Source organism: Curtobacterium sp. VKM Ac-2922, from assembly GCF_022815645.1.
Classification (GTDB): domain Bacteria; phylum Actinomycetota; class Actinomycetes; order Actinomycetales; family Microbacteriaceae; genus Curtobacterium.
In genome coordinates this window covers 71,127-94,730 of record NZ_JALGRO010000016.1, presented here as the reverse complement: position 1 = coordinate 94,730, position 23,604 = coordinate 71,127, and the positions used below count along the sequence as shown (strand labels likewise).

Below are 23,604 nucleotides of genomic sequence, written 5' to 3'. Positions count from 1 at the left end.
GTGGTCGTTGCACGGACGACGGGTGGCCCGGTGCCCGCTGGCACCGGGCCTCCCGTCCGTCACGCGGTCGCGGTCAGCGACCCAGGAACTTCTGCAGGCTCGCGAGCTCTTCCTCGGTGGGGGCCTTGCCGTTCTTGCCGCCGCCCAGCCCGAGCCCCGACCCCTTCGGGGTCTGCTGCGGCGCGGCGGGGGCGCCGGCGGCGAGCGCTGCGCGCTTGGCCGGGTTGCCGACCTTGGCCTTCTTCTTGCCGCCCTGCTGCTGCTTCTTGCCGCCGTGCATGCCGGGGATCGGTCCCATGCCCGGCATCTGCGGCACGCCACCGCGGGCGACCGTCTTCATCATCTTCGCCGCCTGCTCGAAGCGGTTCACGAGCTGGTTGACCTCGGTGACGGTCGAGCCGGCACCCTTGGCGATGCGCAGACGACGTGATCCGTTGAGCAGCTTCGGCAGCTCGCGCTCCTGCGGGGTCATCGACTGGATGATCGCCTCGGTCCGGACGATCTCGCGCTCGTCGAAGTTGTCGAGGGCTTCGCGCATGCCCTTGGCGCCCGGGAGCATCCCGAGCATGCCCTTGATCGAGCCGGCCTTGCGCAGCTGCTGCATCTGCTGCAGGAAGTCGTTCAGCGTGAAGTTGTCGGTCGCGATCTTGTCGGCGACCTTGCGCGCCTCTTCTTCGTCGAAGGCGCCCTGCGCCTGTTCGATGAGCGAGAGGATGTCGCCGAGGTCGAGGATGCGGCTCGCCATGCGATCCGGGTGGAACGGCTCGAAGTCGTCGAGGCCCTCACCGGTGGAGGCGAACATGATCGGCCGGCCGGTGATCGACGCCACCGACAGCGCAGCACCACCGCGGGCGTCACCGTCGAGCTTCGACAGGACGACACCGGTGAAGTCGACGCCCTCCTGGAACGCGCGCGCCGTGGTGACGGCGTCCTGACCGATCATCGCGTCGATGACGAACAGGACCTCGTCCGGGTCGACGGCCTTGCGGATGTTGGCGGCCTGCTTCATCAGCTCGGCATCGACACCGAGACGACCGGCGGTGTCCACGATGACCGTGTCGTACTGCTGGTCGACCGCGGCCTTGATCGCGTTCTTGGCGACCTTGACCGGGTCGCCGACGCCGTTGCCGGGCTCGGGTGCGAAGACGTGCACGCCGGCCTGTTCGCCGACGACCTGCAGCTGCTGCACGGCGTTCGGACGCTGCAGGTCCGCGGCGACGAGCATCGGGGTGTGGCCGTCCTTCTTGAGCCACTTGCCGAGCTTGCCCGCGAGCGTGGTCTTGCCGGCGCCCTGCAGGCCCGCGAGCATGATGACGGTCGGCGGACGCTTGGCGAACTCCAGGCGGCGCTGCTGGCCACCGAGGATGCCGACGAGTTCCTCGTTGACGATCTGGACGACCTGCTGCGCCGGGTTGAGCGCGCGGTTGACCTCGTCGGACAGGGCGCGCTCACGCACGGATGCGGTGAAGGCCTTGACGACCTCGAGCGCGACGTCGGCGTCGAGCAGGGCCCGGCGGATCTCGCGGACGGTGCCGTCCACGTCCGAGGGGGAGAGTCGTCCCTTCGTCCGCAGGTTGCGGAAGGTCTCGGTCAGCCGATCAGAGAGGGATCCGAATTGCGCCATGATCCTCCGATTCTACAGGCCCCGTCCGTGCCCGCCCCACGCGCGTCCAGGAGCGCGTCGAGGGACACCCCCGCTCGCGCCCGACACGACCGGATGAGTTGTTGGACGGCGTCCAGAAACCGTCGTACGCTCAGCACATGCCGGAACTCCAGGTCGTCCGCCCACCGGGCCTGCTGCCGTACGCCGACGGCCTCGCCCTGCAGCGCACACTGCACGCCGACGTCGTCGCGGGCCGCTCCCCCGGCGCGCTGGTGCTGTGCGAGCACCCGTCCGTGTACACCGCGGGGCGGCGCACCGAACCGAGCGACCTGCCCACGAACGGCGCCGACGTGGTCGAGGTCGACCGCGGCGGCCGGATCACCTGGCACGGCCCCGGGCAGCTGGTCGCCTACCCGATCGTGCGGCTCGCCGAACCGCTCGACGTGGTGGCGTGGGTGCGCGACCTCGAGCAGGTCATCCTCGACGCTGCCGCCGCGGTGGGCGTGCTGGCCGAACGGGTCGCGGGACGCAGCGGCGCCTGGGTCAGGACGGGGCAGACGCTCGCCAAGGTCGGCGCGATCGGCCTGCACGTCGCCGAGGGTGTGACCAGTCACGGCATCGCGATCAACTGCGACAACGCGCTCGATGCCTACGCCGCCATCGTCCCCTGTGGCATCGCCGACGCGGGCGTCACCACGCTCGGTGCCGTCGCCGGACGGACGGTCACCGTCGCCGAGGTCGCCCAGGTCGTCGCCGTCCAGGTCCAACGGGCGGTCGACGGCATGCACGCCGGCGTCCGCATCAGCACCCCGGAAGAGGTCCCCGCATGACACTCGCTCCCGAAGGCCGCCGCATGCTCCGCGTCGAGGCCCGGAACGCCGCGACGCCGATCGAGACCAAGCCTGCCTGGATCAAGACCCGGGCGACCCAGGGCCCGGAGTTCCGCGAGGTCTCCGCCCTGGTCAAGGAGAAGCAACTGCACACCGTGTGCCAGGAGGCCGGGTGTCCGAACGTCTTCGAGTGCTGGGAAGACCGCGAGGCCACGTTCCTGATCGGCGGCTCGCAGTGCACCCGCCGCTGCGACTTCTGCCAGATCGACACCGGCAAGCCCGAGCCGCTCGACCGCGACGAGCCCCGCCGCGTGGCCGACTCCGTCGCCGACATGGGCCTGCGCTACGCCACGGTCACCGGCGTCGCGCGGGACGACCTGGACGACGGCGGCGCATGGCTGTACGCCGAGACCATCCGCGCGATCCACCGGCAGTCCCCCGGCACCGGCGTCGAGATCCTGGTCCCCGACTTCAACGGCCGCCCGGACCAGCTCGGCCAGGTGTTCGACGCCGCGCCCGAGGTCTTCGCCCACAACGTCGAGACGGTCCCGCGCATCTTCAAGCGGATCCGCCCGGCGTTCCGGTTCGAGCGGTCCCTCGACGTCATCACGCAGGGGCACGACGCGGGCCTGGTGACGAAGTCGAACCTGATCCTCGGCATGGGCGAGGAGATCGCCGAGATCGAGGACGCCTTGCAGCAGCTGCGCGACGCGGGCACGGACATCATCACGTTGACGCAGTACCTCCGCCCGTCGCCGCGGCACCTGCCGGTGGCACGGTGGGTGCGTCCGGACGAGTTCGTGGCGCTGCGCGAACTGGCCGAGGGCATGGGCTTCGCGGGCGTGCTGGCCGGTCCGCTCGTCCGGTCCTCGTACCGCGCGGGCCGACTCTGGGCACGCGCCACCGTGGCACGCGGCGGCACCGTGCCCGCGCACCTGGCCCACCTGGTGGACGCCCCGGTCGGCCGTCAGGCCGTCTGAGCGGCGCGGCCGGGCGTCGGGACCCGGCCGCAGACGCAACGGGAGGCCCGTCACCAGCTGGTGACGGGCCTCCCGTTCGGTGCGCGCTCGCGTCCAGTGGACGCAGCAGGTCAGACGCGGCTGCGGACCTGCCGGACGATCCAGCCGACGATCGCAAGGACGATCAGGATCAGGCCGATGAAGAGCAGGAACTTGAGCGCTGCGACGAAGATCCCGCTGAAGAGCAGGACGAGGCCGACGACGATCGCGATGATGAGCAGTGCTGGCATGGGGAACTCCTTCCGACGTACCTGGACGATCCCTGTACTGCGCAGAACCTACCCGGATCTAGCCCACCAGGTTCTGCACGAACACGTGCGGGGTGAAGCCGGTCAGGTCGTTGATGCCCTCGCCCTGCCCGATGAGCTTGATCGGGATGCCCGTCTTCTCCTGCACACTCAGCACGAACCCGGCCTTCGCGGACCCGTCGAGCTTGGTGATGACGAGTCCGGTGACCCCGGCGCCCTCGATGAACGCCTGCGCCTGGGCGAGCCCGTTCTGTCCGGTTGTCGCATCGAGGACCAGCAGCACCTCGGCGATCTCGGTCTGCTTCTCGACGACGCGCTTGATCTTGCCGAGCTCGTCCATGAGACCGGCCTTGGTGTGCAGCCGGCCCGCGGTGTCGATCACGACGATCTCGATGCCGTCGCGCATGGCCTGCTCGACGGTCTGGTAGGCGACCGACGCCGGGTCCTGCCCGGGCTGCGACGGCCGCACGACGTCGACGCCGGCGCGCTGGGCCCACGTCGCGACCTGCTCGACCGCTGCCGCGCGGAACGTGTCCGCCGCACCGACCAGCACCGTGCGGTCGTAGGTCTTCAGGAACTTGGCGAACTTGCCGATCGTGGTGGTCTTGCCCACACCGTTGACGCCCACGACCAGCACGACGGCTGGCCGGGCGCTGAGCTTCAGCGTGGTGTCGAGCTTGGAGAGCCGCTCCTCGAGCACCTCACGCAGCATCCGCTGCAGGTCGGCCGGGTCGGTGGTGCCGTACCGGTCGACGCGCGCGTGCAGGTCGTCGATGATCTCCTCGGAGATGTCCGGGCCGAAGTCCGCGCCGATGAGCGCCGCCTCGAGGTCGTCCCAGGTGGTCTCGTCGATGGTCTTCCGCTGGAAGAGCCCGCGCAGCCGGGAGGACAGTGACCAAGAACTCGCCATGTTCCCAGCTTAGGGGCGGACGCATGGACGACCGCCCCGGTAGCATCGTGATCACGAAGGGGAGTATTCCCTCTCGGTGACCCCGTCAGTACGGCCCGGAACGACCCGGACCCGGGGCGCCGGTCGTGGCCAGCACATCGTGCGGACCGCGGCGGAAGAGACCTTCAGGCCTCGGCGTACCCGCGTGCAGCACACGCACCGCCCTGAACCTGAAGGAAATCCGTTGGACGTCCCCCTGTACGTGTGGCTCCTGACCATCGCCGGCATCCTGGCGCTGCTGGTCTTCGACTTCTACTCCCACGTGCGCACGCCGCACGTGCCCCACATCCGCGAATCCGCGTTCTGGTCCGTCGTCTACATCGCCCTGGCGATCGTCTTCGGCATCGGGATCCTGGTGTTCGGTGGCGGCCAGGCCGGTGGTGAGTACTTCGCTGGCTGGTTGACCGAGAAGGCCCTGTCGATCGACAACCTGTTCGTGTTCCTGATCATCATGTCGAGCTTCGCGGTGCCGAAGGAGTTCCAGCAGAAGGTCCTGCTGGTCGGCGTCGCGATCGCGCTCGTCGCCCGCGGTGTGTTCATCGCCCTCGGCGTCACGATCATCGAGAACTTCTCGTGGGTGTTCTACCTGTTCGGCATCCTGCTGTTCTGGCTCGCCTGGTCGCAGGCCAAGGGCGGCGGGCACGACGAGACCGAGGGTGACTCGCGGCTCATCCGGATCCTCAAGCGCATCATCCCGACCTCGGACCACTACGACGGCGACCGCCTGACCACCAAGATCGACGGCAAGCGCCTGTTCACCCCGATGCTGCTGGTCATGGTCGCGATCGGCCTGACCGACGTGCTGTTCGCGCTCGACTCGATCCCCGCGATCTTCGGTCTGACGCAGGACGCCTTCATCGTGTTCACCGCGAACGCGTTCTCGCTGCTGGGTCTGCGTCAGCTGTACTTCCTGATCGCCGGACTGCTGGAACGCCTGATCTACCTGGGGCAGGGGCTGGCCGTCATCCTGGCGTTCATCGGTGTGAAGCTCGTGTTCCACGCCATGCACGTCAACGAGCTGCCCTTCATCAACGGCGGCGAGCACATCGAGTGGGCCCCGGAGATCCCCATCTGGTTCTCGCTCGGGTTCATCATGCTGACGATCGCCGTCGCGACGGTCGCCTCGCTGGTGGTCTCGAAGAAGCGGCAGGAGCGCGGGCTCACGCCCACCGGCTCGCAGCGCACCGTCGAGGCCGAGGCCGACGCGAAGTAGTCGCGACCGGTCCAACTGACAGGAGGCGCGGTGCCAGCTGGCACCGCGCCACCTGCCCGTCACCCGGTCACGTCAGCGACCGTCGGTCGCGGTCCCGTCGTCCGGCGTGTGCACGACGTCGAGCCGTGGGTCGAGCGCCGGGTCGGGCGACACCGCCTCGGTGTGGATCGGCGGGTCGGCCTGCATCGCGACGTCGGGGCGTGCACCGGTGTGGTCCCGCCCTGGTGCTGCCGGACGGTCCGGACGGAGCCGCTGCTTCAGCACCTGCCACGGCCGGCCGAGCCCGGGGTGGGCACCGCGTTCGGCGGGGGCGTCGACCTCGAGGCCGTAGTACTCGCCGACCCGTTCCAGCAGCAGTGCCCGCTCGGCCCGGTCGTACGCCCGCCGTTCCCGCGTGAAGGCGATGACCGTCGACCAGCACGTCAACAGCAGCACGATGCTGAACGGCAGCGCGGTGGTGATGGCGGCCGTCTTCAGGGCGTTCAGGCCGCCGGTCAACAGCAGGGCGACCGCGAGCAGCGCGGAGACCCCGGCGAAGAACACCCGCAGCCAGTTCTTCGGCTCGATGTCACCGCCGGACGCGATCATCGCCATCACGAGCGAACCCGAGTCCGACGACGTGACGAAGAAGACCCCGATCAGCAGGATCGCACCGAAGGTCAGCACGGTGCCGGCGGGCAGGTCGCCGAGCAGCGTGAACAGGGAGCCCTCGACGTCCACCGATCCGTCCGCCCCGACGAGACCACCGCCGTTCATCTGCTGGTGGATGGCGGCGCCCCCGAGCACCGCGAACCAGAGCATCGTCAGGGCGGTGGGGACGAGCAGGACGCCGAAGACGAACTGGCGGACGGTGCGGCCCTTCGAGATGCGGGCGATGAAGATCCCGACGAACGGCGCCCACGACATCCACCAGCCCCAGTAGAACGTGGTCCAGGACGCCTGCCAGGCCTCGCCGGCGGCACCCTGCTGGGCGCTGACGTTGAAGGACAGCCCGACGAGGTCCTGCATGTACGCGCCGATCGACTGCACGAAGTCGCGGAGCAGGTACTGCGTCGGTCCGACGATCAGGACGAAGAGCAGCAGCGCGGCGGCGAGCAGCAGGTTGAAGTTGGACAGGAGCTTCATGCCCTTGGTCACGCCGGTGACGAGCGAGACGATCGTCAGCGCGGTGATGACGGCGATGATCGCGATCTGGCTGACGGTGCTGCTGTCGGCGATGCCGGCACTCTCGAGCCCGGCACCGATCTGGATGACGCCCAGGCCGAGTGACGTCGCGACGCCGAACAGGGTGCCGATGAGCGCGATGACGTCGATGACGTTGCCCCAGGCGCCCTTGACCTTCGAGCCCAGCAGGGGCTCCAGCGCCCACCGGATCGACACCGGGCGTCCGCGGCGGTGGATCGCGTACGCCAGGGCCAGCCCGAGGACGACGTAGATCGCCCACGCGTGCAGCCCCCAGTGCAGGAACGTCTGCGTCATCGCCTGCTGCGCGAGGGACTGCTCGTCACCGGTCACACCCGGCCGGGGCGAGGCGAAGTGGCTGAGGGGTTCGGAGACGCCGTAGAACACCAGGCCGATGCCCATGCCCGCGGCGAAGAGCAGCGCGAACCACGATCCGGTGGAGAACTCGGGCTCGTCCTGGTCCTTGCCGAGCTTGATGTCGCCGAACTTGCTGAAGCCGATGAACAGCGAGAACGCGACGAAGAACGCGGCGATCAGCACGTAGTACCAGCTGAAGTTCGCGACGATGGCACTCTGCAGGCCGTTGAACGCGGCCTCGGCCCCGGCCGGCGCGATGAGCGTCCAGGCGACGAAGCCGAGCACGATCACGGCCGCCGGCCAGAACACCCAGGTCTTGAGTCGTGGGGTGGTGGTGACCGGCGAGCCGAGTGGCTCGCCGTCCGAGGTCAGCGGGGTGGGAGTGTCCGTTGTAGCCATACACACCATGGTGCCTGGGAGTGGGGCTTCGTGTTCGCACAGGTGGCGATCCGCGGCCGTCGCGTCGCAGTGCTTGTACGACGACAACCGTTGGCTGGTTGGATGCACAGCGTGCACGCCTCCGACATCACGACCACGCTGACGGTCGTCGACCGTTCCACGCCCGCCCTGGACGCCGTCCGCCTGATCGCCGACCGCGACCTGGTCGGCCTGGTGATCGCCGAGGCCGACGGGCACCCCTCCGCGGTGGTGTCGAGCGTCGACGTCGTGCGGTTCATGCTGCCCGGCTACCTGCTCGACGACCTGTCACTGACCAACACCCTGGGCGACGTCGGGCTCGAGGACCTGCGGCAGGGCCTCGAGCACCGGACGATCGGCGACCTGGTCGACGACGCCGCCGTGACGGTCCGGTCGGTGCTCGTCGTGCCGGCCGACGCCGGGCCGGTCGAGATCGCCGCGCGCATGGTGGACGCCGGAACCCAGGTGGCGCTCGTCGACGACCCCGGTCGCAGTGCACCCGCCTTCGTCACGCTGCCCGGGCTGCTCGACGCCGTCGTCGCGCACTGGGACGCGACGGGCCCCACCGCGTGAGCGTGCAGATCGTCCTGGCGATCGCGGTCTTCGTCATCGCCTACGTCTTCATCGCGACCGAGAAGCTCCCGCGGGTGCTCGTGGCACTCGGCGGTGCCGCGGCGATGGTGCTCATCGGCGCGACCGACGACGCGGCCGTGTTCTTCTCCGAGGAGACCGGCATCGACTGGAACGTCGTGTTCCTGCTGCTCGGGATGATGATCATCGTCGGGATCCTGCGCCAGACCGGCCTGTTCGAGTACCTGGCGATCTGGTCGTCGAAGGTCGCGAAGGGCCGACCGTTCCGGATCATGGTGATGCTCATCGTGATCACGGCGGTGCTGTCGGCGTTCCTCGACAACGTCACCACGATCCTCCTGATCGCCCCGGTCTCGTTGCTGGTGGCGCAGCGGCTCGGCAAGTCACCCGTGCCGTACCTGCTCGCCGAGGTGTTCGCGTCGAACATCGGCGGCACCGCGACCCTCATCGGCGACCCGCCGAACCTGATCATCGGCAGTCGGGGCGGCATCGGCTTCAACGAGTTCATCGTCCAGTTCGCCCCGATCATCGTCGTCCTGGTCGTGGTGCTGATCGGGCTGTGCCGGGTCCTGTTCCGATCGACCTTCGCGTACGACGCCGAGCGGGCCGAACGGGTGATGGCCCTGGACGAGCGCGAGGCCATCCGCGACCCGAAGCTGCTGGTCAAGTCGCTGGTCGTCGTGGGCCTGGTCCTGATCGGGTTCGTCACGTCGACGTTCACCGGGCTCGAACCGGCGATCGTGGCGCTGCTCGGAGCGGGCCTGCTGGTGCTGCTCGCGCGGCTCGAACCCAAGCGCGTGTTCGGCGACGTCGAGTGGGAGACGCTGCTGTTCTTCGCGGGGCTGTTCATCATGGTCGGTTCGCTGGTGAACCTGGGCGTCATCGAGACGATCGGGCAGGCTGCGAAGGGCGCCGTCGGTGACCACTACTTCGCGGCGAGCGGAGTCCTGCTGTTCGGGTCGGCCCTGTTCTCGGGAATCGTCGACAACATCCCGTTCGTCGCGACGATGGCGCCGCTCACCGCCGACCTGGTGCAGTCCGGCGGCGGTGACGCCCGGCCGCTGTGGTGGGCGCTCGCACTCGGTGCGGACCTGGGCGGCAACCTCACCGCGGTCGGCGCGAGTGCGAACGTCGTGATGACCGGGATCGCGAAGCGCAACGGGCACCCGGTGTCGTTCTGGGAGTTCACGAAGTACGGACTGGTCGTCACCGCGGTCACCGTCGGCCTGTGCTTCCCCTACATCTGGCTGCGCTACTACCTCTGAGCGACGACGGTGCCGAGCCGTCGGCGCAGGGAGCCCCACGGAGCGCTCCGGTCACGGACGGTCTCGTCCGGTCGACCAGAGCCTCAGTCGACCCGGGCGACGGGGATGTCCCAGTACGACGGCTGCTCGTACTGCTCGGCCCAACCGCGACGCATGCGCGTCGCCGCGCGGTCGAACGCGTCGACGACGTCCGTGTCGGCGGTCAGCAGGGACTGCAGGCGGAGACCGTCGTACAGCGCCAGGAGCTGCTGCGCTCCCCGGACCGGGTCCATGGTGGTCGGCTCGCGTCCGGCCTGCACGTCCTCGGCGAGGCCGGTGCGGATCGTCTCGCGGAACCGGCGGTACACGGACCGGAAGTAGTCGGCGGCCTCGACGGTCGGGTCGGCCGCGGAGGCCAGACTGGTGGCGAGCAACGCGACCAGTACGGGCTCCTCCGCGTGGGCGGCGAGCAGCGCGTGGAGGAACGCGACGGTTCCCTGCTGCTCGATCAGGGGGAGCAGCGGAGTCGAGATCGTCTGGGTCCACCGCTCGACCGTCGCTGCCAGCAGCGCACGGTCCGACGGGAACACCTCGTCCATCTCGGCAGCGGTCATCCCCGCGTGTGCCGCAGCGGCCTCCAGGGTGAACCGGGACACGCCGCCGTCGTGCAGTGCGCTGATCGCGCCGTTGACCGCCCGTGTCCGCGGGACGGCGTCGTCGTCCGACGGCCCGCTCATGAGCGGCGCGAGCGGGTGGTTCCGGAACCACCCCAGCAGCGCCCGTGCGCGGGTGAGCCCGAAGGTGGGGTCGGTCGGCTGGTTCGGCGCGAACAGGTCGCTGAAGCCCGGGACGTGCTGCATCAGCGGGTCCAACGGCTGGAACGCCATCGACCAGTCCGGGAACGACCGTCGTGCGATCGGCTCGTCCAGGAGCACCCGGACGTGCGTGTGGCGTGGGTCGATGCTGACCTGCTCGAACCGGGCACCCACCACCGCGTCGTCGCCCTCGAGGATCCCGATGCAGTTGGCGTCCTTGTGCGCGAGGATCCCGGTCACGCCGAGCGCGGTGTTCTTCTCGCGACCGACCGCCAGGATCTGTGCGAGTTCGGCGTCCGTGATCGGCCGGGTCTGCGTGCTGGTGTAGACGATCGAACGCATCTGTCCTGGTCTCCCTCTGTCTGGCGGATCGGGCCTGTCTCCGAGTGAAGCGTTCCACCGCAGTCCCCACAACCCCCACAGCGGGCCGGCGACGACGGCACCGATCGTTGGTGTCGCGGGTGGACAATGACCCCATCGACCGCCCGAGGCGATCCTCCACTCGACGCTCACCGGCGCGCGTCACCCACCAACGACCTCCGGAACGGAGCACACCACCGTGCCCTCCTGGCTGCTCTGCGCCCCGCCGATCGCCGGACACCTGGGACCGCTCGTCGGCATCGGTCGGGGTCTCGTCGCCCGCGGACACACGGTCACCGTGCTCACCGGGGCGAAGTACCGCGGCATGGTCGTGGACGCCGGCCTCGGACACGTGGCGCTTCCGGCGGAGGTCGACTTCGACGACGCCCACCTCGGCGAGCTCCTCGGCGCCGCCGGGCGGACGACGGGCATCGCGACCATCCGCGAAGGGATGCTGGCGCTGTTCGTCCGCGTCATCCCCGGGCAGTACCGCGCACTGACGGCGCTGCTGGAGCACGGTGGGTTCGACGCCGTGCTCGGCGAGGCCGCCTTCACCGGGCTGGCACCGTACCTGGCGCGTCCACGTGCCGAGCGCCTGCCGGTCCTCGGGGTCGCGACGACGCCGGTCACGCTGGGCAGTGTCGACACCGCACCGTTCGGCGCAGCGCTCGCGCCCGCCCGCGGCGTTGCCGGCCGCCTGCGGAACCGGGCGCTCACCGCCGCGCTCCGTCCCGGGCTGACCCGCCCGCTCCGGAAGGCCGTCGACGCTGCCCTGGCCGAGGTCGGCGCCCCGCCGTCGCAGACCGACACGTTCGACTTCGCCTACCGCGCCTTCGACGCGCTCTACCAGCTGAGCGTCCCCGACCTGGAGTACCCGCGCCGAGAGCTGCCGGACTCCGTGCACTTCGTCGGGCCACTGCGCACGGCGGGGGACCCGCGGGATGCCGAGGCGCTGCCGGACTGGTGGCAGGACCTGTACGACGGGCGCCCGGTCGTGCACGTCACGCAGGGCACCATCGACAACGTCGACCTCGGCCGACTCCTCTCGCCGACGCTGCGCGCACTGGCCGCCGAGGACGTCCTGGTCGTCGCGTCGACCGGCGGGCGCCCGATCGGGGACGTGGAACGGGCACTCGGCGAGCCACTGCCCGGGAACGCCCGGGTGGCGACGTACCTGCCGTACGACCGGCTGCTGCCGCTGTGCGCCGTGGTCGTGACCAACGGCGGCTTCGGTGGCGTGCAACGAGCCCTGGCGCACGGGGTGCCCCTGGTGGTCGCCGGGTCCACGGAGGACAAGCCGGAGGTCGCAGCGAGGGTCGCGTGGGCCGGGTGCGGGATCGACCTGCGAACCGGCACACCCCGACCGGATGCGGTGGGTCGCGCGGTGCGCGCAGTGCTCACGACGGCGTCGTTCGCCGACCGGAGCAGGCAGCTCGCGGGGGTGATCGACGCCCTGCCCGACCCGGTCGACGTGATCGCGGCCGCACTCGGGGCTTCCCTGCCGTGACGCGTCCTGGTCGGGTCCGGTCGGGTGGGGCCACCACGATCCTCCCGGCCTGAGCGCCCCGTCCGCGGGTTGTGGCGGACGTCACGTCGTGCTGTAATGGTCAAACTGATTTGAAACATTACACAAGGATGACATGAGCGACCTCAGCTACGACGTGTTGGTGACCGACGGTCCCGAGTGGGCTGGTGCGTCCCGACTGCCGGACGGCGGCCCCCTGGTGTGGAACCCCGGGAGCTCGGTCCTGATCTCGGGCGCAGCCGACGCGGTGCTCGTGGACCCACCGTTCACCCGATCGCAGATCGCCGAGGTGGGCGACTGGATCGAGCGCTCGGGCAGGACGCTGACGCACGTCTACGCCACGCACGGGCACGGCGACCACTGGTTCGGCGGACCGAGTCTCGTGCAGCGGTTCCCGACGGCGACGATGGTCGCCACGCCGGGCACCATCGCGATGATGCACCGTGAAGCGACGACCGGTCGCCAGCAACTCTGGGACCAGATCTTCCCCGGGCTGATCCCGGAGACGCCGGTGGTCGCCGAGGTGGTCGGACCCGAAGGACTCGAGCTCGAGGGGCACCGACTGCTCCCGATCGAGGTCGGACACACGGACACGGACGACACCACGATCCTCCACGTCCCCGACCTGGGCCTCGTCGTCGCCGGTGACAGCGTCTACAACGGGGTGCACCAGTACCTGCTCGAGGGGCCGGGCGGCGGGTTCGAGCGATGGCTCGAGGCGCTCGACGTCATCGAGGCGCTCGGTGCCCGCGCCGTCGTGGCGGGTCACAAGAACCGCGACCTGCCCGACCGGCCCGAGGCGATCGGCGAGACCCGCGCCTACCTGCGCGACGTGATGGAACTGCTCGAGGACCGTGTCACCCCCGAAGCGTTCCTCAACGCGATGACGACCCGTCATCCGGACCACCTGAACGAGAGCCCGGTCTGGTTCGGCGGGCTCACCCTGCTGTCGCGAGGCGCGTGATGCTCGAGGACGTCGCGACGACCCGGTACGAGGCGAACCCGGCGCCGGATCCGCTGGCCATGGTGCAGGCGCTGGCCAACACGATCAGCGTCGGCCCGGGGGAGGACCTCCTTGCCTCTGCGGACAGTGCGACCCGGTGGCTCGCCTCGATCGCCACCGCCCGGCACCCGGTCGCGGACGAGGCGTCGCTGGGACGCCTGCGGAGCCTGCGTGCTGCGCTCCGCGTCGTGCTCGGTGACCACCCGCCCGCGCCGGAGCAGCCGGTCGACCTCACCCTCCGGCTGCGCCTCCGCGACGGCCGCGTCACCGTGGTCGACGACGGTGTCGACGTCGTCGAGGCCGGTGTCGCACTCGCGCTGCTCGAGGGGCGCGCCACCGGGGAACTCTCGCGGCTCAAGCTCTGCGCGAACCCCGACTGCCGTGTCGCCTTCTACGACCACTCGAAGAACGGTGGCGGCAAGTGGCACTCGCCCACGCGCTGCGGGAACGCCGCACGCGTCCGCGCACACCGGAGCCGGACCGCTGGCGAGGCCGCCGCCGACCAGGAGCGTCCGTCGTGACCGATCGAGCGCCCAGCACGACCCGCTGTCCCACGCCGAGGCCGCGCGCCGCCGGACGACTCAGCGGTCGCGCGCCGGCCCGGTGCTCTGCCGGACGACGAGTTCCGGTGCGTCGCGGTGCACGACCGTCGGGCGATCGGGGTCGTCGATCCTGGCGATGATGGCCTCGAGAGCCTGGGCGGCGAGTCGGGCGGGTTCGTGCCGGACGGTCGTCAGCTGGATGAAGGGCAGCCGGGCGACCGAGCTGTCGTCGAACCCGACGACGGAGATGGTCTCCGGGACCGCGACGTTGCGGCGCGCCAGCGTGGCGAGGGCGCCGACGGCGCACCGGTCGTTCGCGGCCATCAGTGCCGTGGGAAGGGTCGGTCGTTCGAGCAGTGCGACGGCTGCCGCGGACCCCGCTTGTTCCGTGTAGGCACTCTCGACCACATCGGGTTCCAGGCCGTGTCGCCGCATCGCGCCGACGTACTCGTCACGCCGACTCGACGCGTTCGGCCCGCTGCCACCGGTCGCGTGGACGATCTGCCGGTGCCCGAGCGACACCAGGTGGTCGACGAGCAACCCGATGCCGATCGCGTCGTCGACCCGCACGTCGTCGAGTTGCACGTCGGCGATCGGGCCTCCGAGTTGCACCACCGGGATGCGCGCGGGAAGGCCGGACATCGCCGCGCCGCCGTCGTCCGTCGCCAGCACGACGAGACCCTCGATGCGCTGGCCCAGCAGCTGCGCGATCACGTCGGCCTGGGATCGCCCGGTGGTCAGGGGGCCGAGGACCAGGGAGTACCCACGGGCCGCGGCCTCGCCGATCAGCGCCTCGACCAGGTCGGCCTCGAACGGCTCGCGCATGGTGAACACGACGCCCAGCTGGAAGCTCCGTCGTCCGCGCAGCATCCGCGCGGAGGCGTCGGGGTGGTACCCGAGCTCCGCTGCGGCCTCGTGGACGCGTCGGCGGGTGTCGGCACTCGCGCCCGGCAGGTCACGCAGGACGAGGGAGACCAGCTGTCGGGACACACCGACGTGGTCCGCCAGGTCCTTCATGGTCGGGCGGCCTCGGACGGTGTCGGGCTTCGGCTGCGGATCCACGCTCCATCGTCCCACGCGCGGGGTCGTCGTCCACAAGGGCAGACTGTCGGAGCACCGATCTAGCACGTGCTGATAGCACGTGCTACCTTCACTGCACGGCCCATGGCCCACGGCCCACGGGCGCGACACGACGGAGTGCAGGAGACACCATGACCATCACCACCCCCGCAGGCAGCTCGACGGCCGGAGCGGTCCCGACGGCGACGATCCGGCTCGGCCTCGTCGGAGCCGGCTGGATCGGGGCCTTCCACGCGCAGAGCATCGCGCTACGGGTCCCGAACGCCGAGCTGGCCATGGTCGCCGATCCCGTCCCGGGCGCGGCCGAGCGGGTCGCCGGCCCGATCGGCGTGGGACGGACCACCACCGATGCTGCGGAGGTGTTCGCCGACCCGACGATCGACGGCGTGGTCATCGCCGCACCGGCGTTCACCCACACCGATCTGGTCGTCCAGGCGGCCGAGGCTGGCAAGGCCGTCTTCGTCGAGAAGCCGATGGCGCTCACGCTCGAGGACGCCGACCGGGCCGTGGCCGCTGCGGAAGCCGCCGGCGTGCCGCTGCAGGTCGGTTTCAACCGACGGCTGTCGACCGACTTCGCCGCCGCTGGTGCCCTGGTGCACGACGGCCGGATCGGGACGCCGCAGCTGTTGCGCTCGCTGACGCGCGACCCCGGGCTCGCGAACCCCGCCGCGATCAAGCCCTGGACGATCTTCAACGAGACGCTGATCCACGACTTCGACACCCTCAACTGGTTCAACCGCGGCGCACGGCCGGTCGAGGTGCACGCGTTCGCGGACGCGCTCGTGGCACCGGACTTCCGCGAGCAGGGTCTGCTCGACACCGCCGTGGTGACGATCCGCTACGACAACGGAGCGATCGCCACCGCCGAGGCGAACTTCTCGGCGGCGTACGGCTACGACGTCCGCGGCGAGGTCTTCGGCAGCGCGGGCATGGTGACCGCCGGGGACGTCCGCGCGACGAACGCCCGCCTGTTCGGTGCGGACGGTGTGACGTCCCTCACCACGCGGCTGAACATCGACCTGTTCCACCAGGCGTACACGGACGAGCTCGTCGCGTTCGCGGACGCTGTCCGGACCGGCATCGTCACCGCGGCGGGCGGTGCGGATGCCCGCGCCGCCCTCGTCCTCGCGCTCGCCGCGCGTGCGTCGGTCGAACGGGGCGCCGTCGTGCGGCTCGGCGCGGACGGCCGGGTCGCATGACGGTCGACACCAGGGCGACGGGGGTGACCCTCGCCGCATCGGCGGAGATGCTGTTCGTCGACGTCCCCGTGGTCGAGCGCGTGCGCCGACTCGACGACCTCGGCTTCCAGGTCGAGATCTGGGACTGGACGACGAAGGACCTCGCCGCACTGGCGGCGACTGGTGCGACCTTCTCGTCGATGACCGGCTACGTCACCGGTGACCTCACCGACGAATCCGGGATCGATGCTCTGCTGGCATCGGCAGAACGATCGCTCCAGGCCGCGGCGGTGATCGACAGTCCGCGGCTGAACCTGCACGGCACCGGTCTCGACCCGGACGGCCTCCCCGTCGTTCCCCGCCCCGTGGTCGGTCCCACGGACTGGCTCACCGCTGCACGGACCCTGGAGCGGGTCGCCGCGCTGGGGGAGCGCCACGGCCGGGTCTTCACCCTCGAGAACCTCAACACCGCCGTCGACCACCCGGGGGTGCCCTTCGCGCGTGCGGCCGACACGATCGCCCTGGTGCAGGCCGTGGGGAGCCCGTACCTGCGGCTCAACCTCGACCTGTACCACGCGCAGATCGGCGAGGGGAACCTGGTCGAGCTCGTGCAGGGCGCCCTGCCGCTGATCGGCGAGATCCAGGTCGCCGACGTCCCCGGCCGGTGCGAACCCGGCACCGGGGAGATCGCGTACGCCGCGGTGGCGGCGGCGCTCGACCGCCTCGGCTGGACCGGCGTCGTAGGTCTCGAGGCGTGGGCGAGCAGCACGCCCGAGCAGGCGCTCCAGGCGTTCCGCAGCGCCTTCGACGCGCCCGTGACGCCCGCTCCGTGACAGCGGACAACTGGGACTAGCACGTGCAACTCGCACGTGCTACCTTCACGGCACCGGCCGACGTCCGACATCGCAGTCGAACGGGTTCGACGGCCCACACAGCACCGAGCGCCCCGCACAGCCACCGGCTGCACGGGATCGGAACACGAGACGAAGGAGTCCTCCGTGACGCGCACCCCCGCCCTCATCGGCCTCACCGCGGCAGTCGCCGCGACGGCCCTGGTCCTCACCGGCTGCTCCAGCCAGGGGGGACGCACCACCAGCGACGACGCCGGCTCGACCAGCGGTGGCAAGGACTCCGGCCTGACCATCGCGCTGGTCACCCACGCAGCGCCGGGTGACACGTTCTGGGACATCGTCCGCAAGGGCGCCGAGGACGCAGCGAAGAAGGACGGCGTCAAGCTGCTGTACGCGTCGGACCCCGACGGGTCGAAGCAGGCGCAGCTGGTCAGCCAGTACACCGACCAGAAGGTCGACGGCATCGCGGTGTCCCTGGCGAAGCCCGATGCGCTGAAGAGCGCCGTCGAGGGCGCCGAGAAGGCCGGCATCCCCGTCGTGTCCCTCAACGCCGGCAGCTCGGCGTACAAGGACATGGGCATCCTCGAGCACTTCGGGCAGGACGAAGACGTCGCCGGCGCCGCCGTGGGCGACAAGCTCGAGTCCGAGGGACTCAGCAAGCCGATCTGCGTGGTGCAGGAGCAGGGCAACGTGTCGCTCGACCAACGCTGCGCCGGCATCAAGAAGGTCCCGCCCGACACCCAGACCCTGTACGTGAACGGCACCGACAACAGCGCCGTGCAGTCGACCGTCACCGCCAAGCTGCAGGCGGACTCCTCCGCTGACTCGGTCGTCGGCCTCGGTGCCCCGTACACGGCCATCATCCAGAAGGCCGTCGCCGCCGCGAACAGCAAGGTCAAGATCGCATCGTTCGACCTCAACGCCGACCTGGCCAAGAGCGTCAAGTCGGGCGCCGTCCTGTTCACGGTCGACCAGCAGCCCTTCCTGCAGGGCTACGAGGCCATCGACTCCCTGGTGCTGTACAAGCAGGGCGGGTTCGAGCTCGGCGGCGGACAGCCCACGCTGACCGGCCCGGCGATCGTCGACAAGGACAACGTCGACGACGTCCTGAAGTACGCGGAGCAGGGCATCCGCTGACCCGGCCACGGCGGGTCCGCAGCACACGCTGCGGACCCGCACCGAGCCTCCAGTCGGACTCTCCAGGAACGGATCCCCATGACCACCGCAACCGCCATCCCCGCCGGCGACGAACGTCTCGCCCGGCGCAGCCCGATCCGCAAGGCCCTCGGCCGACCGGAGGTCGGCGCCGTCATCGGCGCCGTCGCGATGTTCGTCTTCTTCGCGATCGTCGCCCCCGTCTTCACCCAGGCCGACTCCATCTCGACCGTGCTCTACGGTTCCTCGACCATCGGCATCATGGCCGTCGGGGTCTCACTGCTGATGATCGGTGGCGAGTTCGACCTGTCCGCCGGCGTCGGGGTGATCTCGTCGTCGCTGACCGCCAGCCTGTCCTCGTGGTACTTCGCCACGAACATCTGGGTCGGCGTCGCCCTGGCCCTCGTGCTCTCCCTGGGCGTCGGTGCCCTGAACGGGTGGATCCTCATCCGCACGAAGCTGCCGAGCTTCATCGTCACCCTGGCGACGTTCCTCATGTTGACGGGGCTGAACCTGGCGATCACGCGCATCGTCTCCGGCGGCGTGGCCACGCCCGACGTGTCCGACCTGGACGGGTTCGCCGTCGCGCAGCAGCTCTTCGCGGCCGACGTGCCGATCGGTGGCGTCACCGTGAAGATCACGGTGTTCATCTGGATCGCCCTGGTCCTGGTCGCGTCGTACATCCTGCTGCGCACCCGCGTCGGGAACTCGATCTTCGCCGTGGGCGGTGACGAGATCGCGGCCCGTGCCGTGGGCGTCCCCGTCACGAAGACGAAGATCGGCCTGTTCATGGGCGTCGGCTTCTGCGCCTGGATCGCCGGCATGCACAACCTCTTCGCGTTCAACGTCGTGCAGTCCGGTGAGGGGATCGGCAACGAGTTCCTCTACATCATCGCTGCCGTGATCGGCGGCTGCCTGCTCACGGGCGGCTACGGCTCGGCCGTGGGTGGAGCGATCGGTGCCCTGATCTTCGGCATGGCGAACAAGGGCATCGTCTACGCGCAGTGGAACCCGGACTGGTTCAAGTTCTTCCTCGGCCTGATGCTGCTGCTGGCCACGATCATCAACCTCATCGTCAAGAAGCGAGCGGAGCAGAAGTGATGTCGAACACCCCCGCCACCGAGTCCGTCGCCGTGCCGGTCTCCGACTCGTCCGAGACCGTCGCCGGCGCCCCGCACCTGGTGTCCCTCCGCGACGTCGGCAAGCACTACGGCAACGTCATCGCGCTGTCCGGCATCTCGATGGACGTCGACGCCGGACGGGTCACGTGCGTCCTCGGCGACAACGGCGCCGGCAAGTCGACCCTGATCAAGATCGTCGCGGGGCTCCACGAGCACACGACCGGCACCTTCTCGATCATGGGGGAGCCCCGGACCCTGTCGTCACCCCGGCAGGCACTCGATGCCGGCATCGCCGCGGTGTACCAGGACCTGGCCGTGGTCCCCCTGATGCCGATCTGGCGGAACTTCTTCCTGGGGTCCGAGCTCCGCAAGGGTCTCGGACGGCTCGACGTCGCCACGATGAAGGACATCACCAAGCGCGAACTGCTCGAGATGGGGATCGACCTGCGCGACGTCGACCAGCCGATCGGCACGCTGTCGGGCGGCGAGAAGCAGTGCGTTGCCATCGCCCGGGCCGTGTACTTCGGCGCGAAGGCGCTCATCCTCGACGAGCCAACCGCGGCCCTCGGGGTCAAGCAGTCCGGCGTCGTGCTGAAGTACATCCTCCGGGCACGTGACCGCGGACTCGGCGTGATCTTCATCACGCACAACCCCCACCACGCGTACCCGGTCGGCGACCGGTTCCTGCTGCTCCGCCGAGGCAAGAGCATCGGGTACTTCGAGAAGGACGAGATCTCGCTGCCCGACCTGACGGGGATGATGGCCGGCGGCGCCGAGCTCGAGCAGCTCGCCCACGAGCTCGAGCAGATCGGCGGCCAGAAGGAGCGGATCGCCGAGGTGCGGGCGGCCGAGACGGCCGGCTGACGGGGCGGCCACCGGCCGGAGCGGGGCCACGGGCGGACGGGAGGCGCGGTGCGGGCTGGCACCGCGCCTCCCGTCCGTCATCGCAGCGAGACCAGGGCGTCGACCCCGTCGCGGACGGCGTGCGTGGCTACGCGGGATCGCGCAGCAGCAGCGCGACCTGCGCGCGGATGTCGTCGCAGACCTGCTGGTCCGTCGACTGCAGGTGCACCGGCGAAGCGAGGTCCACGAACACCGCCGCCGAGATCATCCGGGCGAGCAGCGTCGCCTGGGCCGCGGTGAACCGGCCGTCACCCTGCAGGATCCGCACGTAGGCGTCGTCGACCTGCTGGATGCGCTCGAGCCCCAGGCGGTGGTGCGGTTCGGTGGGATCGCCGAACACCAGCTCCCGCAGGTAGGTCCGGCCGTTCTCGCGCTGCCGCCGGTTGCACTCGACGACCGGTCCGACGAGCGCCATCACCGCGTCGATCGGTGACGATGCCGTGGCCGCAGCGGCGAGCCCGCGCTCGATCGCCTGGGCGTAGTGGGTGTTCTGCACGAGCAGCAGCAGCTCGGCCTTGGTGCGGGCGTACAGGAACAGGGTGCCCGTGCCGATGTCGGCCGCGTCGGCGATCTGCTGCGTCGTGACCTCGTCGACGCCGTACTGCCCGAACAGCTCGTCGGCGGCCGCGGTGATGCGGGCGAGCTTGTCGCGCTTGTTCCGCTCGCGGCGGCCGAGTGGTGCGGCGTCAGTGGTGGTCATCAGGAGTTCACCATACCGCGAAACACTCACTTGCGAGTACGGTCAGAAATGAGTACGCTCAGAAAAACAACGGATGGAGTGGTCATGCAGGCCTTCGGGATCGATCGGTACAAGGGCGACGTGACGCTGCGCAACGTGGCAGAGCCCGTCGTCGGCGCGCAGGACGTGCTGGTGCGGGTGCACGCAGCGGGGCTGAACCAGCTCGACGCCAAGCTGGCGCAGGGGGAGTTCACGGCCCTGCTGCACTACGACATGCCCCTGGTGCTCGGGCACGACCTGGCCGGTGTGGTCGAGGCCGTCGGTTCCGGGGTCACGCGCTTCGCCTTGGGGGACGAGGTCTTCGGCCGCGCGTCGGACTTCCACATCGGCACCTTCGCCGAGCGGATCGCGGTGCCCGAGGCCGACCTGGCGATCAAGCCGTCCTCGCTCTCGATGGTCGAAGCCGCATCGCTGCCGCTCGTCGCGCTGACGGCCTGGCAGGCACTGGTCGATCGCGCGCACGTCGGTCCGGGCAGCCGGGTCCTGGTGCACGGCGGCTCGGGTGGGTTCGGCTCGATCGCGATCCAGCTCGCCCGGCACCTCGGCGCCCACGTCGCCACCACGGCGAGCGGTCACAACGCCGACTGGGTGCGCGAACTCGGCGCCGACCAGGTGATCGACCACCGGACCCAGGACTTCGAGAGCCTGCTGTCCGACCAGGACCTGGTGATCGACGGCATCGGCGGCGAGAACCTGGCGAAGTCCCTGCGCGTGCTGCGCCCAGGCGGCCGAGCGATCGGCATCGCCGGTCCGCCGGACCCGGCGTTCGCGCGCCGCATCGGGCTGAACCCGGTGGTGCGCTTGGTCGTCGGTGCGCTCAGCGCGAAGGTGCGGCGACAGGCAAAGCGCCTGGGCGTCGAGTACTCGTTCCTGTTCATGCGCGCGGACGGGCGTCAGCTGCAGGAGATCGCGGCGCTCGTCGACGGCGGGTTCCTGCGTCCCGTGGTCGGGCGCGTGTTCCCGTTCGCCGAGACGCCCGCTGCGCTGCAGGCGCTGGAGCACGGCGGCATCCGTGGCAAGGCCGTCCTCGAGATGCCCGTGTGACGTCCCGCTCATCCGACCCGCACCACCTCCACTTCCACCTCGACCACGAAGAAGGAACACCCATGGCATCACTCACCGGAGCCGTCGTGCTCGTCACCGGCGCCAACGGCGGGATCGGGTCGGCCTTCGTGGCCGAGGCACTCGCCCGCGGCGCCGCCAAGGTCTACGCCACCGCCCGCAACCCGCGCACGTGGGACGACGACCGCATCGTCCCCCTGGCGCTCGACATCACCGATCCGGCGTCCGTCGCCGCCGCCGTGCAGGCCGCGTCCGACGTCACGGTGCTGATCAACAACGCGGGCACCCTGCCACCGACGGCGAGCTTCCTCGAGCTGTCCGCCGACGACCTGCGGGCGACGATGGAGACCAACTTCTTCGCACCCGTCCTGCTCGCGACGGCCTTCGCGCCGGTCCTCACCGCACATCCGACCTCGGTGCTGATCGACATGCACTCCGTTGCCAGCTGGTACGCGTTCGGCGGTGCCTACAGCGCGTCGAAGGCGGCGCTCTGGTCCGCGACGAACTCGCTCCGGCTCGAACTCAGCCCGAAGGGCACGCAGGTGGTCGGCGTGCACGTCGGCTACGTCGACACCGCGATGGCTGCCCACGCCGACGGCGACAAGATGCTGCCCGCAGACCTGGTGCGCCAGGTGTTCGACACCGTCCAGGCAGGTGGCCTCGAGGTCATCGCCGATGACCTCACCGTGTCGGTCAAGGCAGCGCTGAGCGGCCCTGTCGACGCCCTCTACCCGGAACTCCACGCCTGAAGGGCACCGACCATGCAGACCGAACTCCCGCCGATCACGTCGTACGCCGACGCGCCCAACAAGTCCGTCACGACCGGCGGCACCACGTTCGCGTACCGCGAGCTCGGCCCCGTCGGCGGCGTCCCCGTCGTCTTCTTCGTGCACCTCGCCGCCACCCTCGACAACTGGGACCCGCGGATCATCGACGCGGTCGCCGCGCACCGACACGTGATCACGTTCGACAACGCGGGGGTCGGTGGGTCGTCGGGCACCGTGCCGCCCACCATCGAACAGGCCGCCGACGACGCGTACCGCTTCGTCCGTGCGCTCGGCCACGACGTCATCGACGTGTTCTCGTTGTCGATGGGCGGCATGATCGCGCAGGACCTGGTGCTGGCACACCCGGGTCTGGTCCGGCGACTCGTCCTCGCTGCGACCGGACCGCGCGGTGGCAAGGACATGGACGAGGTGCTCCGGATCACCTACACGGACGTCCTCCGTGGCGCGCTCACCCGATCGGACCCGAAGGAGTTCCTGTTCTTCGTCCGCGACGCGGTCGGCAAGCGCGCGGGCACGGAGTTCATCGCCCGTCTGCAGGAACGCACCGTGGATCGTGACGCCCCGATCCGACTGCGGGCGCTGCACACGCAGCTGCGCGCCGTCCAGCGCTTCGGCCGTGCCGCCCCGAGCGACCTGTCGGCGCTCACCATGCCGACCCTGGTCGTGAACGGCGCCCACGACCGCATGGTGCCGTCGGTGCTGTCCGAGGACCTGCACCGGCGCATCCCCGGGTCGGAGCTGCTCCTGTACCCGGACGCAGGGCACGGTGCGGTGTTCCAGCACCACGAGGACTTCGCGCCTCGGCTCGTGGCGTTCCTCGGCGACTGAC

The 23,604-nt window shown here is 70.2% G+C and carries 23 protein-coding genes; 16 read left to right on the top strand and 7 right to left on the bottom strand.

All coding sequences use genetic code 11. From position 1 onward, the window contains the following. Nucleotides 1-73: 73 nt before the first annotated feature. Nucleotides 74-1,624 (bottom strand): signal recognition particle protein, encoded by a 1,551-nt coding sequence (gene ffh, locus MT346_RS16850; protein WP_243564246.1) that lies wholly within the window; start codon nt 1,622-1,624, stop codon nt 74-76. 137 nt (nt 1,625-1,761) lie between these two features. Here ffh and lipB point away from each other — a divergent pair, with 137 nt between their 5' ends. Beyond that, nucleotides 1,762-2,433, top strand: a complete 672-nt coding sequence (gene lipB / locus MT346_RS16845; RefSeq protein WP_243564245.1) for a lipoyl(octanoyl) transferase LipB — start codon at nt 1,762-1,764, stop codon at nt 2,431-2,433. Beyond that, nucleotides 2,430-3,413: a lipoyl synthase gene (gene lipA, locus MT346_RS16840; RefSeq protein WP_243564244.1), complete on the top strand. Its 984-nt coding sequence runs from the start codon at nt 2,430-2,432 to the stop codon at nt 3,411-3,413. Before lipB ends, lipA begins: the two co-directional genes overlap by 4 nt. A gap of 110 nt (nt 3,414-3,523) precedes the next feature. Here the strand turns inward: lipA and MT346_RS16835 are convergent, their stop codons facing one another. After that, nucleotides 3,524-3,682 carry a hypothetical protein gene (locus MT346_RS16835; protein ID WP_243564243.1) on the bottom strand — a complete coding sequence of 53 codons (159 nt, stop codon included), beginning with the start codon at nt 3,680-3,682 and terminating at the stop codon, nt 3,524-3,526. Nucleotides 3,683-3,740: 58 nt separating this feature from the next. Beyond that, nucleotides 3,741-4,610, bottom strand: a complete 870-nt coding sequence (gene ftsY, locus MT346_RS16830; RefSeq protein ID WP_243564242.1) for a signal recognition particle-docking protein FtsY — start codon at nt 4,608-4,610, stop codon at nt 3,741-3,743. Nucleotides 4,611-4,833: 223 nt separating this feature from the next. On the opposite strand from ftsY, the gene MT346_RS16825 reads away from it, so the two are divergent. Beyond that, complete coding sequence (locus MT346_RS16825) at nt 4,834-5,862, top strand: TerC family protein (protein ID WP_243564241.1); 1,029 nt, start codon at nt 4,834-4,836, stop codon at nt 5,860-5,862. 72 nt (nt 5,863-5,934) lie between these two features. On the opposite strand, the gene MT346_RS16820 is transcribed toward MT346_RS16825, so the two are convergent. Further along, nucleotides 5,935-7,800, bottom strand: a complete 1,866-nt coding sequence (locus MT346_RS16820) for a BCCT family transporter (RefSeq protein ID WP_243564240.1) — start codon at nt 7,798-7,800, stop codon at nt 5,935-5,937. A 111-nt stretch (nt 7,801-7,911) separates the two neighbouring features. On the opposite strand from MT346_RS16820, the gene MT346_RS18515 reads away from it, so the two are divergent. Together MT346_RS18515 and MT346_RS16810 are read left to right on the top strand one after the other, a co-directional pair. Then, nucleotides 7,912-8,391: a CBS domain-containing protein gene (locus MT346_RS18515; RefSeq protein WP_243564239.1), complete on the top strand. Its 480-nt coding sequence runs from the start codon at nt 7,912-7,914 to the stop codon at nt 8,389-8,391. Further along, the gene (locus MT346_RS16810; protein WP_374202538.1) at nt 8,364-9,674 is read left to right on the top strand and encodes an ArsB/NhaD family transporter; all 1,311 of its coding nucleotides are present in this window, start codon (nt 8,364-8,366) and stop codon (nt 9,672-9,674) included. The genes MT346_RS18515 and MT346_RS16810 overlap by 28 nt, the downstream gene beginning before the upstream one ends. Nucleotides 9,675-9,757: 83 nt before the next feature. Here the strand turns inward: MT346_RS16810 and MT346_RS16805 are convergent, their stop codons facing one another. Beyond that, a complete protein-coding gene (locus MT346_RS16805; protein ID WP_243564237.1) occupies nt 9,758-10,810 on the bottom strand; it encodes a BLUF domain-containing protein in 1,053 nt (350 codons plus the stop codon). Between the two features lie 217 nt (nt 10,811-11,027). Between MT346_RS16805 and MT346_RS16800 the strand changes: the two genes are divergently transcribed. The 3 genes from MT346_RS16800 (at nt 11,028) to MT346_RS16790 (ending at nt 13,877) form a co-directional block, all read left to right on the top strand. Next, nucleotides 11,028-12,335 carry a glycosyltransferase gene (locus MT346_RS16800; RefSeq protein ID WP_243564236.1) on the top strand — a complete coding sequence of 436 codons (1,308 nt, stop codon included), beginning with the start codon at nt 11,028-11,030 and terminating at the stop codon, nt 12,333-12,335. Between the two features lie 133 nt (nt 12,336-12,468). Continuing rightward, on the top strand, nt 12,469-13,317 hold the full coding sequence (locus MT346_RS16795; RefSeq protein ID WP_243564235.1) for an MBL fold metallo-hydrolase: 849 nt from the start codon (nt 12,469-12,471) through the stop codon (nt 13,315-13,317). Next, complete coding sequence (locus MT346_RS16790) at nt 13,317-13,877, top strand: CGNR zinc finger domain-containing protein (RefSeq protein ID WP_243564234.1); 561 nt, start codon at nt 13,317-13,319, stop codon at nt 13,875-13,877. Before MT346_RS16795 ends, MT346_RS16790 begins: the two co-directional genes overlap by 1 nt. 60 nt (nt 13,878-13,937) lie before the next feature. Here MT346_RS16790 and MT346_RS16785 read toward each other — a convergent pair whose 3' ends face one another. Then, entirely contained in the window at nt 13,938-14,960 is a 1,023-nt protein-coding gene (locus tag MT346_RS16785; RefSeq protein WP_243564233.1) for a LacI family DNA-binding transcriptional regulator, read from the bottom strand. Between the two features lie 149 nt (nt 14,961-15,109). On the opposite strand from MT346_RS16785, the gene MT346_RS16780 reads away from it, so the two are divergent. The 5 genes from MT346_RS16780 to MT346_RS16760 all read left to right on the top strand — a co-directional run bounded on the left by MT346_RS16780 (nt 15,110) and on the right by MT346_RS16760 (nt 20,147). Then, nucleotides 15,110-16,177 (top strand): Gfo/Idh/MocA family oxidoreductase, encoded by a 1,068-nt coding sequence (locus tag MT346_RS16780; protein ID WP_243564232.1) that lies wholly within the window; start codon nt 15,110-15,112, stop codon nt 16,175-16,177. Beyond that, complete coding sequence (locus MT346_RS16775) at nt 16,174-16,989, top strand: TIM barrel protein (protein WP_243564231.1); 816 nt, start codon at nt 16,174-16,176, stop codon at nt 16,987-16,989. Before MT346_RS16780 ends, MT346_RS16775 begins: the two co-directional genes overlap by 4 nt. 165 nt (nt 16,990-17,154) lie before the next feature. Continuing rightward, entirely contained in the window at nt 17,155-18,144 is a 990-nt protein-coding gene (locus MT346_RS16770; RefSeq protein WP_243564230.1) for a substrate-binding domain-containing protein, read from the top strand. A 78-nt stretch (nt 18,145-18,222) separates the two neighbouring features. Beyond that, the gene (locus tag MT346_RS16765; protein WP_243564229.1) at nt 18,223-19,263 is read left to right on the top strand and encodes an ABC transporter permease; all 1,041 of its coding nucleotides are present in this window, start codon (nt 18,223-18,225) and stop codon (nt 19,261-19,263) included. Continuing rightward, a complete protein-coding gene (locus tag MT346_RS16760) occupies nt 19,263-20,147 on the top strand; it encodes an ATP-binding cassette domain-containing protein (RefSeq protein ID WP_243564228.1) in 885 nt (294 codons plus the stop codon). The genes MT346_RS16765 and MT346_RS16760 overlap by 1 nt, the downstream gene beginning before the upstream one ends. Before the next feature lie 127 nt (nt 20,148-20,274). On the opposite strand, the gene MT346_RS16755 is transcribed toward MT346_RS16760, so the two are convergent. Beyond that, on the bottom strand, nt 20,275-20,886 hold the full coding sequence (locus MT346_RS16755; RefSeq protein ID WP_243564227.1) for a TetR/AcrR family transcriptional regulator: 612 nt from the start codon (nt 20,884-20,886) through the stop codon (nt 20,275-20,277). Between the two features lie 84 nt (nt 20,887-20,970). Here MT346_RS16755 and MT346_RS16750 point away from each other — a divergent pair, with 84 nt between their 5' ends. The 3 genes from MT346_RS16750 (at nt 20,971) to MT346_RS16740 (ending at nt 23,603) form a co-directional block, all read left to right on the top strand. Continuing rightward, entirely contained in the window at nt 20,971-21,969 is a 999-nt protein-coding gene (locus MT346_RS16750; protein WP_243564250.1) for an NADP-dependent oxidoreductase, read from the top strand. A gap of 62 nt (nt 21,970-22,031) precedes the next feature. After that, nucleotides 22,032-22,736, top strand: a complete 705-nt coding sequence (locus MT346_RS16745; RefSeq protein WP_243564226.1) for an SDR family oxidoreductase — start codon at nt 22,032-22,034, stop codon at nt 22,734-22,736. 12 nt (nt 22,737-22,748) lie between these two features. Beyond that, entirely contained in the window at nt 22,749-23,603 is an 855-nt protein-coding gene (locus MT346_RS16740; RefSeq protein WP_243564225.1) for an alpha/beta fold hydrolase, read from the top strand. The last annotated feature ends 1 nt before the right edge of the window (nt 23,604 follow it).

Bases quoted from the DNA above. Each gene is read 5' to 3' on its own strand.
- MT346_RS16760 (WP_243564228.1), top strand. From the start codon at position 19,263: ATGTCGAACACCCCCGCCACCGAGTCCGTCGCCGTGCCGGTCTCCGAC.
- lipB (WP_243564245.1), top strand. From the start codon at position 1,762: ATGCCGGAACTCCAGGTCGTCCGCCCACCGGGCCTGCTGCCGTACGCC.
- MT346_RS16790 (WP_243564234.1), top strand. From the start codon at position 13,317: ATGCTCGAGGACGTCGCGACGACCCGGTACGAGGCGAACCCGGCGCCG.
- MT346_RS16745 (WP_243564226.1), top strand. From the start codon at position 22,032: ATGGCATCACTCACCGGAGCCGTCGTGCTCGTCACCGGCGCCAACGGC.
- MT346_RS16775 (WP_243564231.1), top strand. From the start codon at position 16,174: ATGACGGTCGACACCAGGGCGACGGGGGTGACCCTCGCCGCATCGGCG.
- MT346_RS16755 (WP_243564227.1), bottom strand. From the start codon at position 20,886: ATGACCACCACTGACGCCGCACCACTCGGCCGCCGCGAGCGGAACAAG.
- MT346_RS16750 (WP_243564250.1), top strand. From the start codon at position 20,971: ATGCAGGCCTTCGGGATCGATCGGTACAAGGGCGACGTGACGCTGCGC.
- MT346_RS16740 (WP_243564225.1), top strand. From the start codon at position 22,749: ATGCAGACCGAACTCCCGCCGATCACGTCGTACGCCGACGCGCCCAAC.
- MT346_RS16805 (WP_243564237.1), bottom strand. From the start codon at position 10,810: ATGCGTTCGATCGTCTACACCAGCACGCAGACCCGGCCGATCACGGAC.
- ffh (WP_243564246.1), bottom strand. From the start codon at position 1,624: ATGGCGCAATTCGGATCCCTCTCTGATCGGCTGACCGAGACCTTCCGC.
- MT346_RS16795 (WP_243564235.1), top strand. From the start codon at position 12,469: ATGAGCGACCTCAGCTACGACGTGTTGGTGACCGACGGTCCCGAGTGG.
- ftsY (WP_243564242.1), bottom strand. From the start codon at position 4,610: ATGGCGAGTTCTTGGTCACTGTCCTCCCGGCTGCGCGGGCTCTTCCAG.
- MT346_RS16835 (WP_243564243.1), bottom strand. From the start codon at position 3,682: ATGCCAGCACTGCTCATCATCGCGATCGTCGTCGGCCTCGTCCTGCTC.
- MT346_RS16820 (WP_243564240.1), bottom strand. From the start codon at position 7,800: ATGGCTACAACGGACACTCCCACCCCGCTGACCTCGGACGGCGAGCCA.
- lipA (WP_243564244.1), top strand. From the start codon at position 2,430: ATGACACTCGCTCCCGAAGGCCGCCGCATGCTCCGCGTCGAGGCCCGG.
- MT346_RS16765 (WP_243564229.1), top strand. From the start codon at position 18,223: ATGACCACCGCAACCGCCATCCCCGCCGGCGACGAACGTCTCGCCCGG.
- MT346_RS16780 (WP_243564232.1), top strand. From the start codon at position 15,110: ATGACCATCACCACCCCCGCAGGCAGCTCGACGGCCGGAGCGGTCCCG.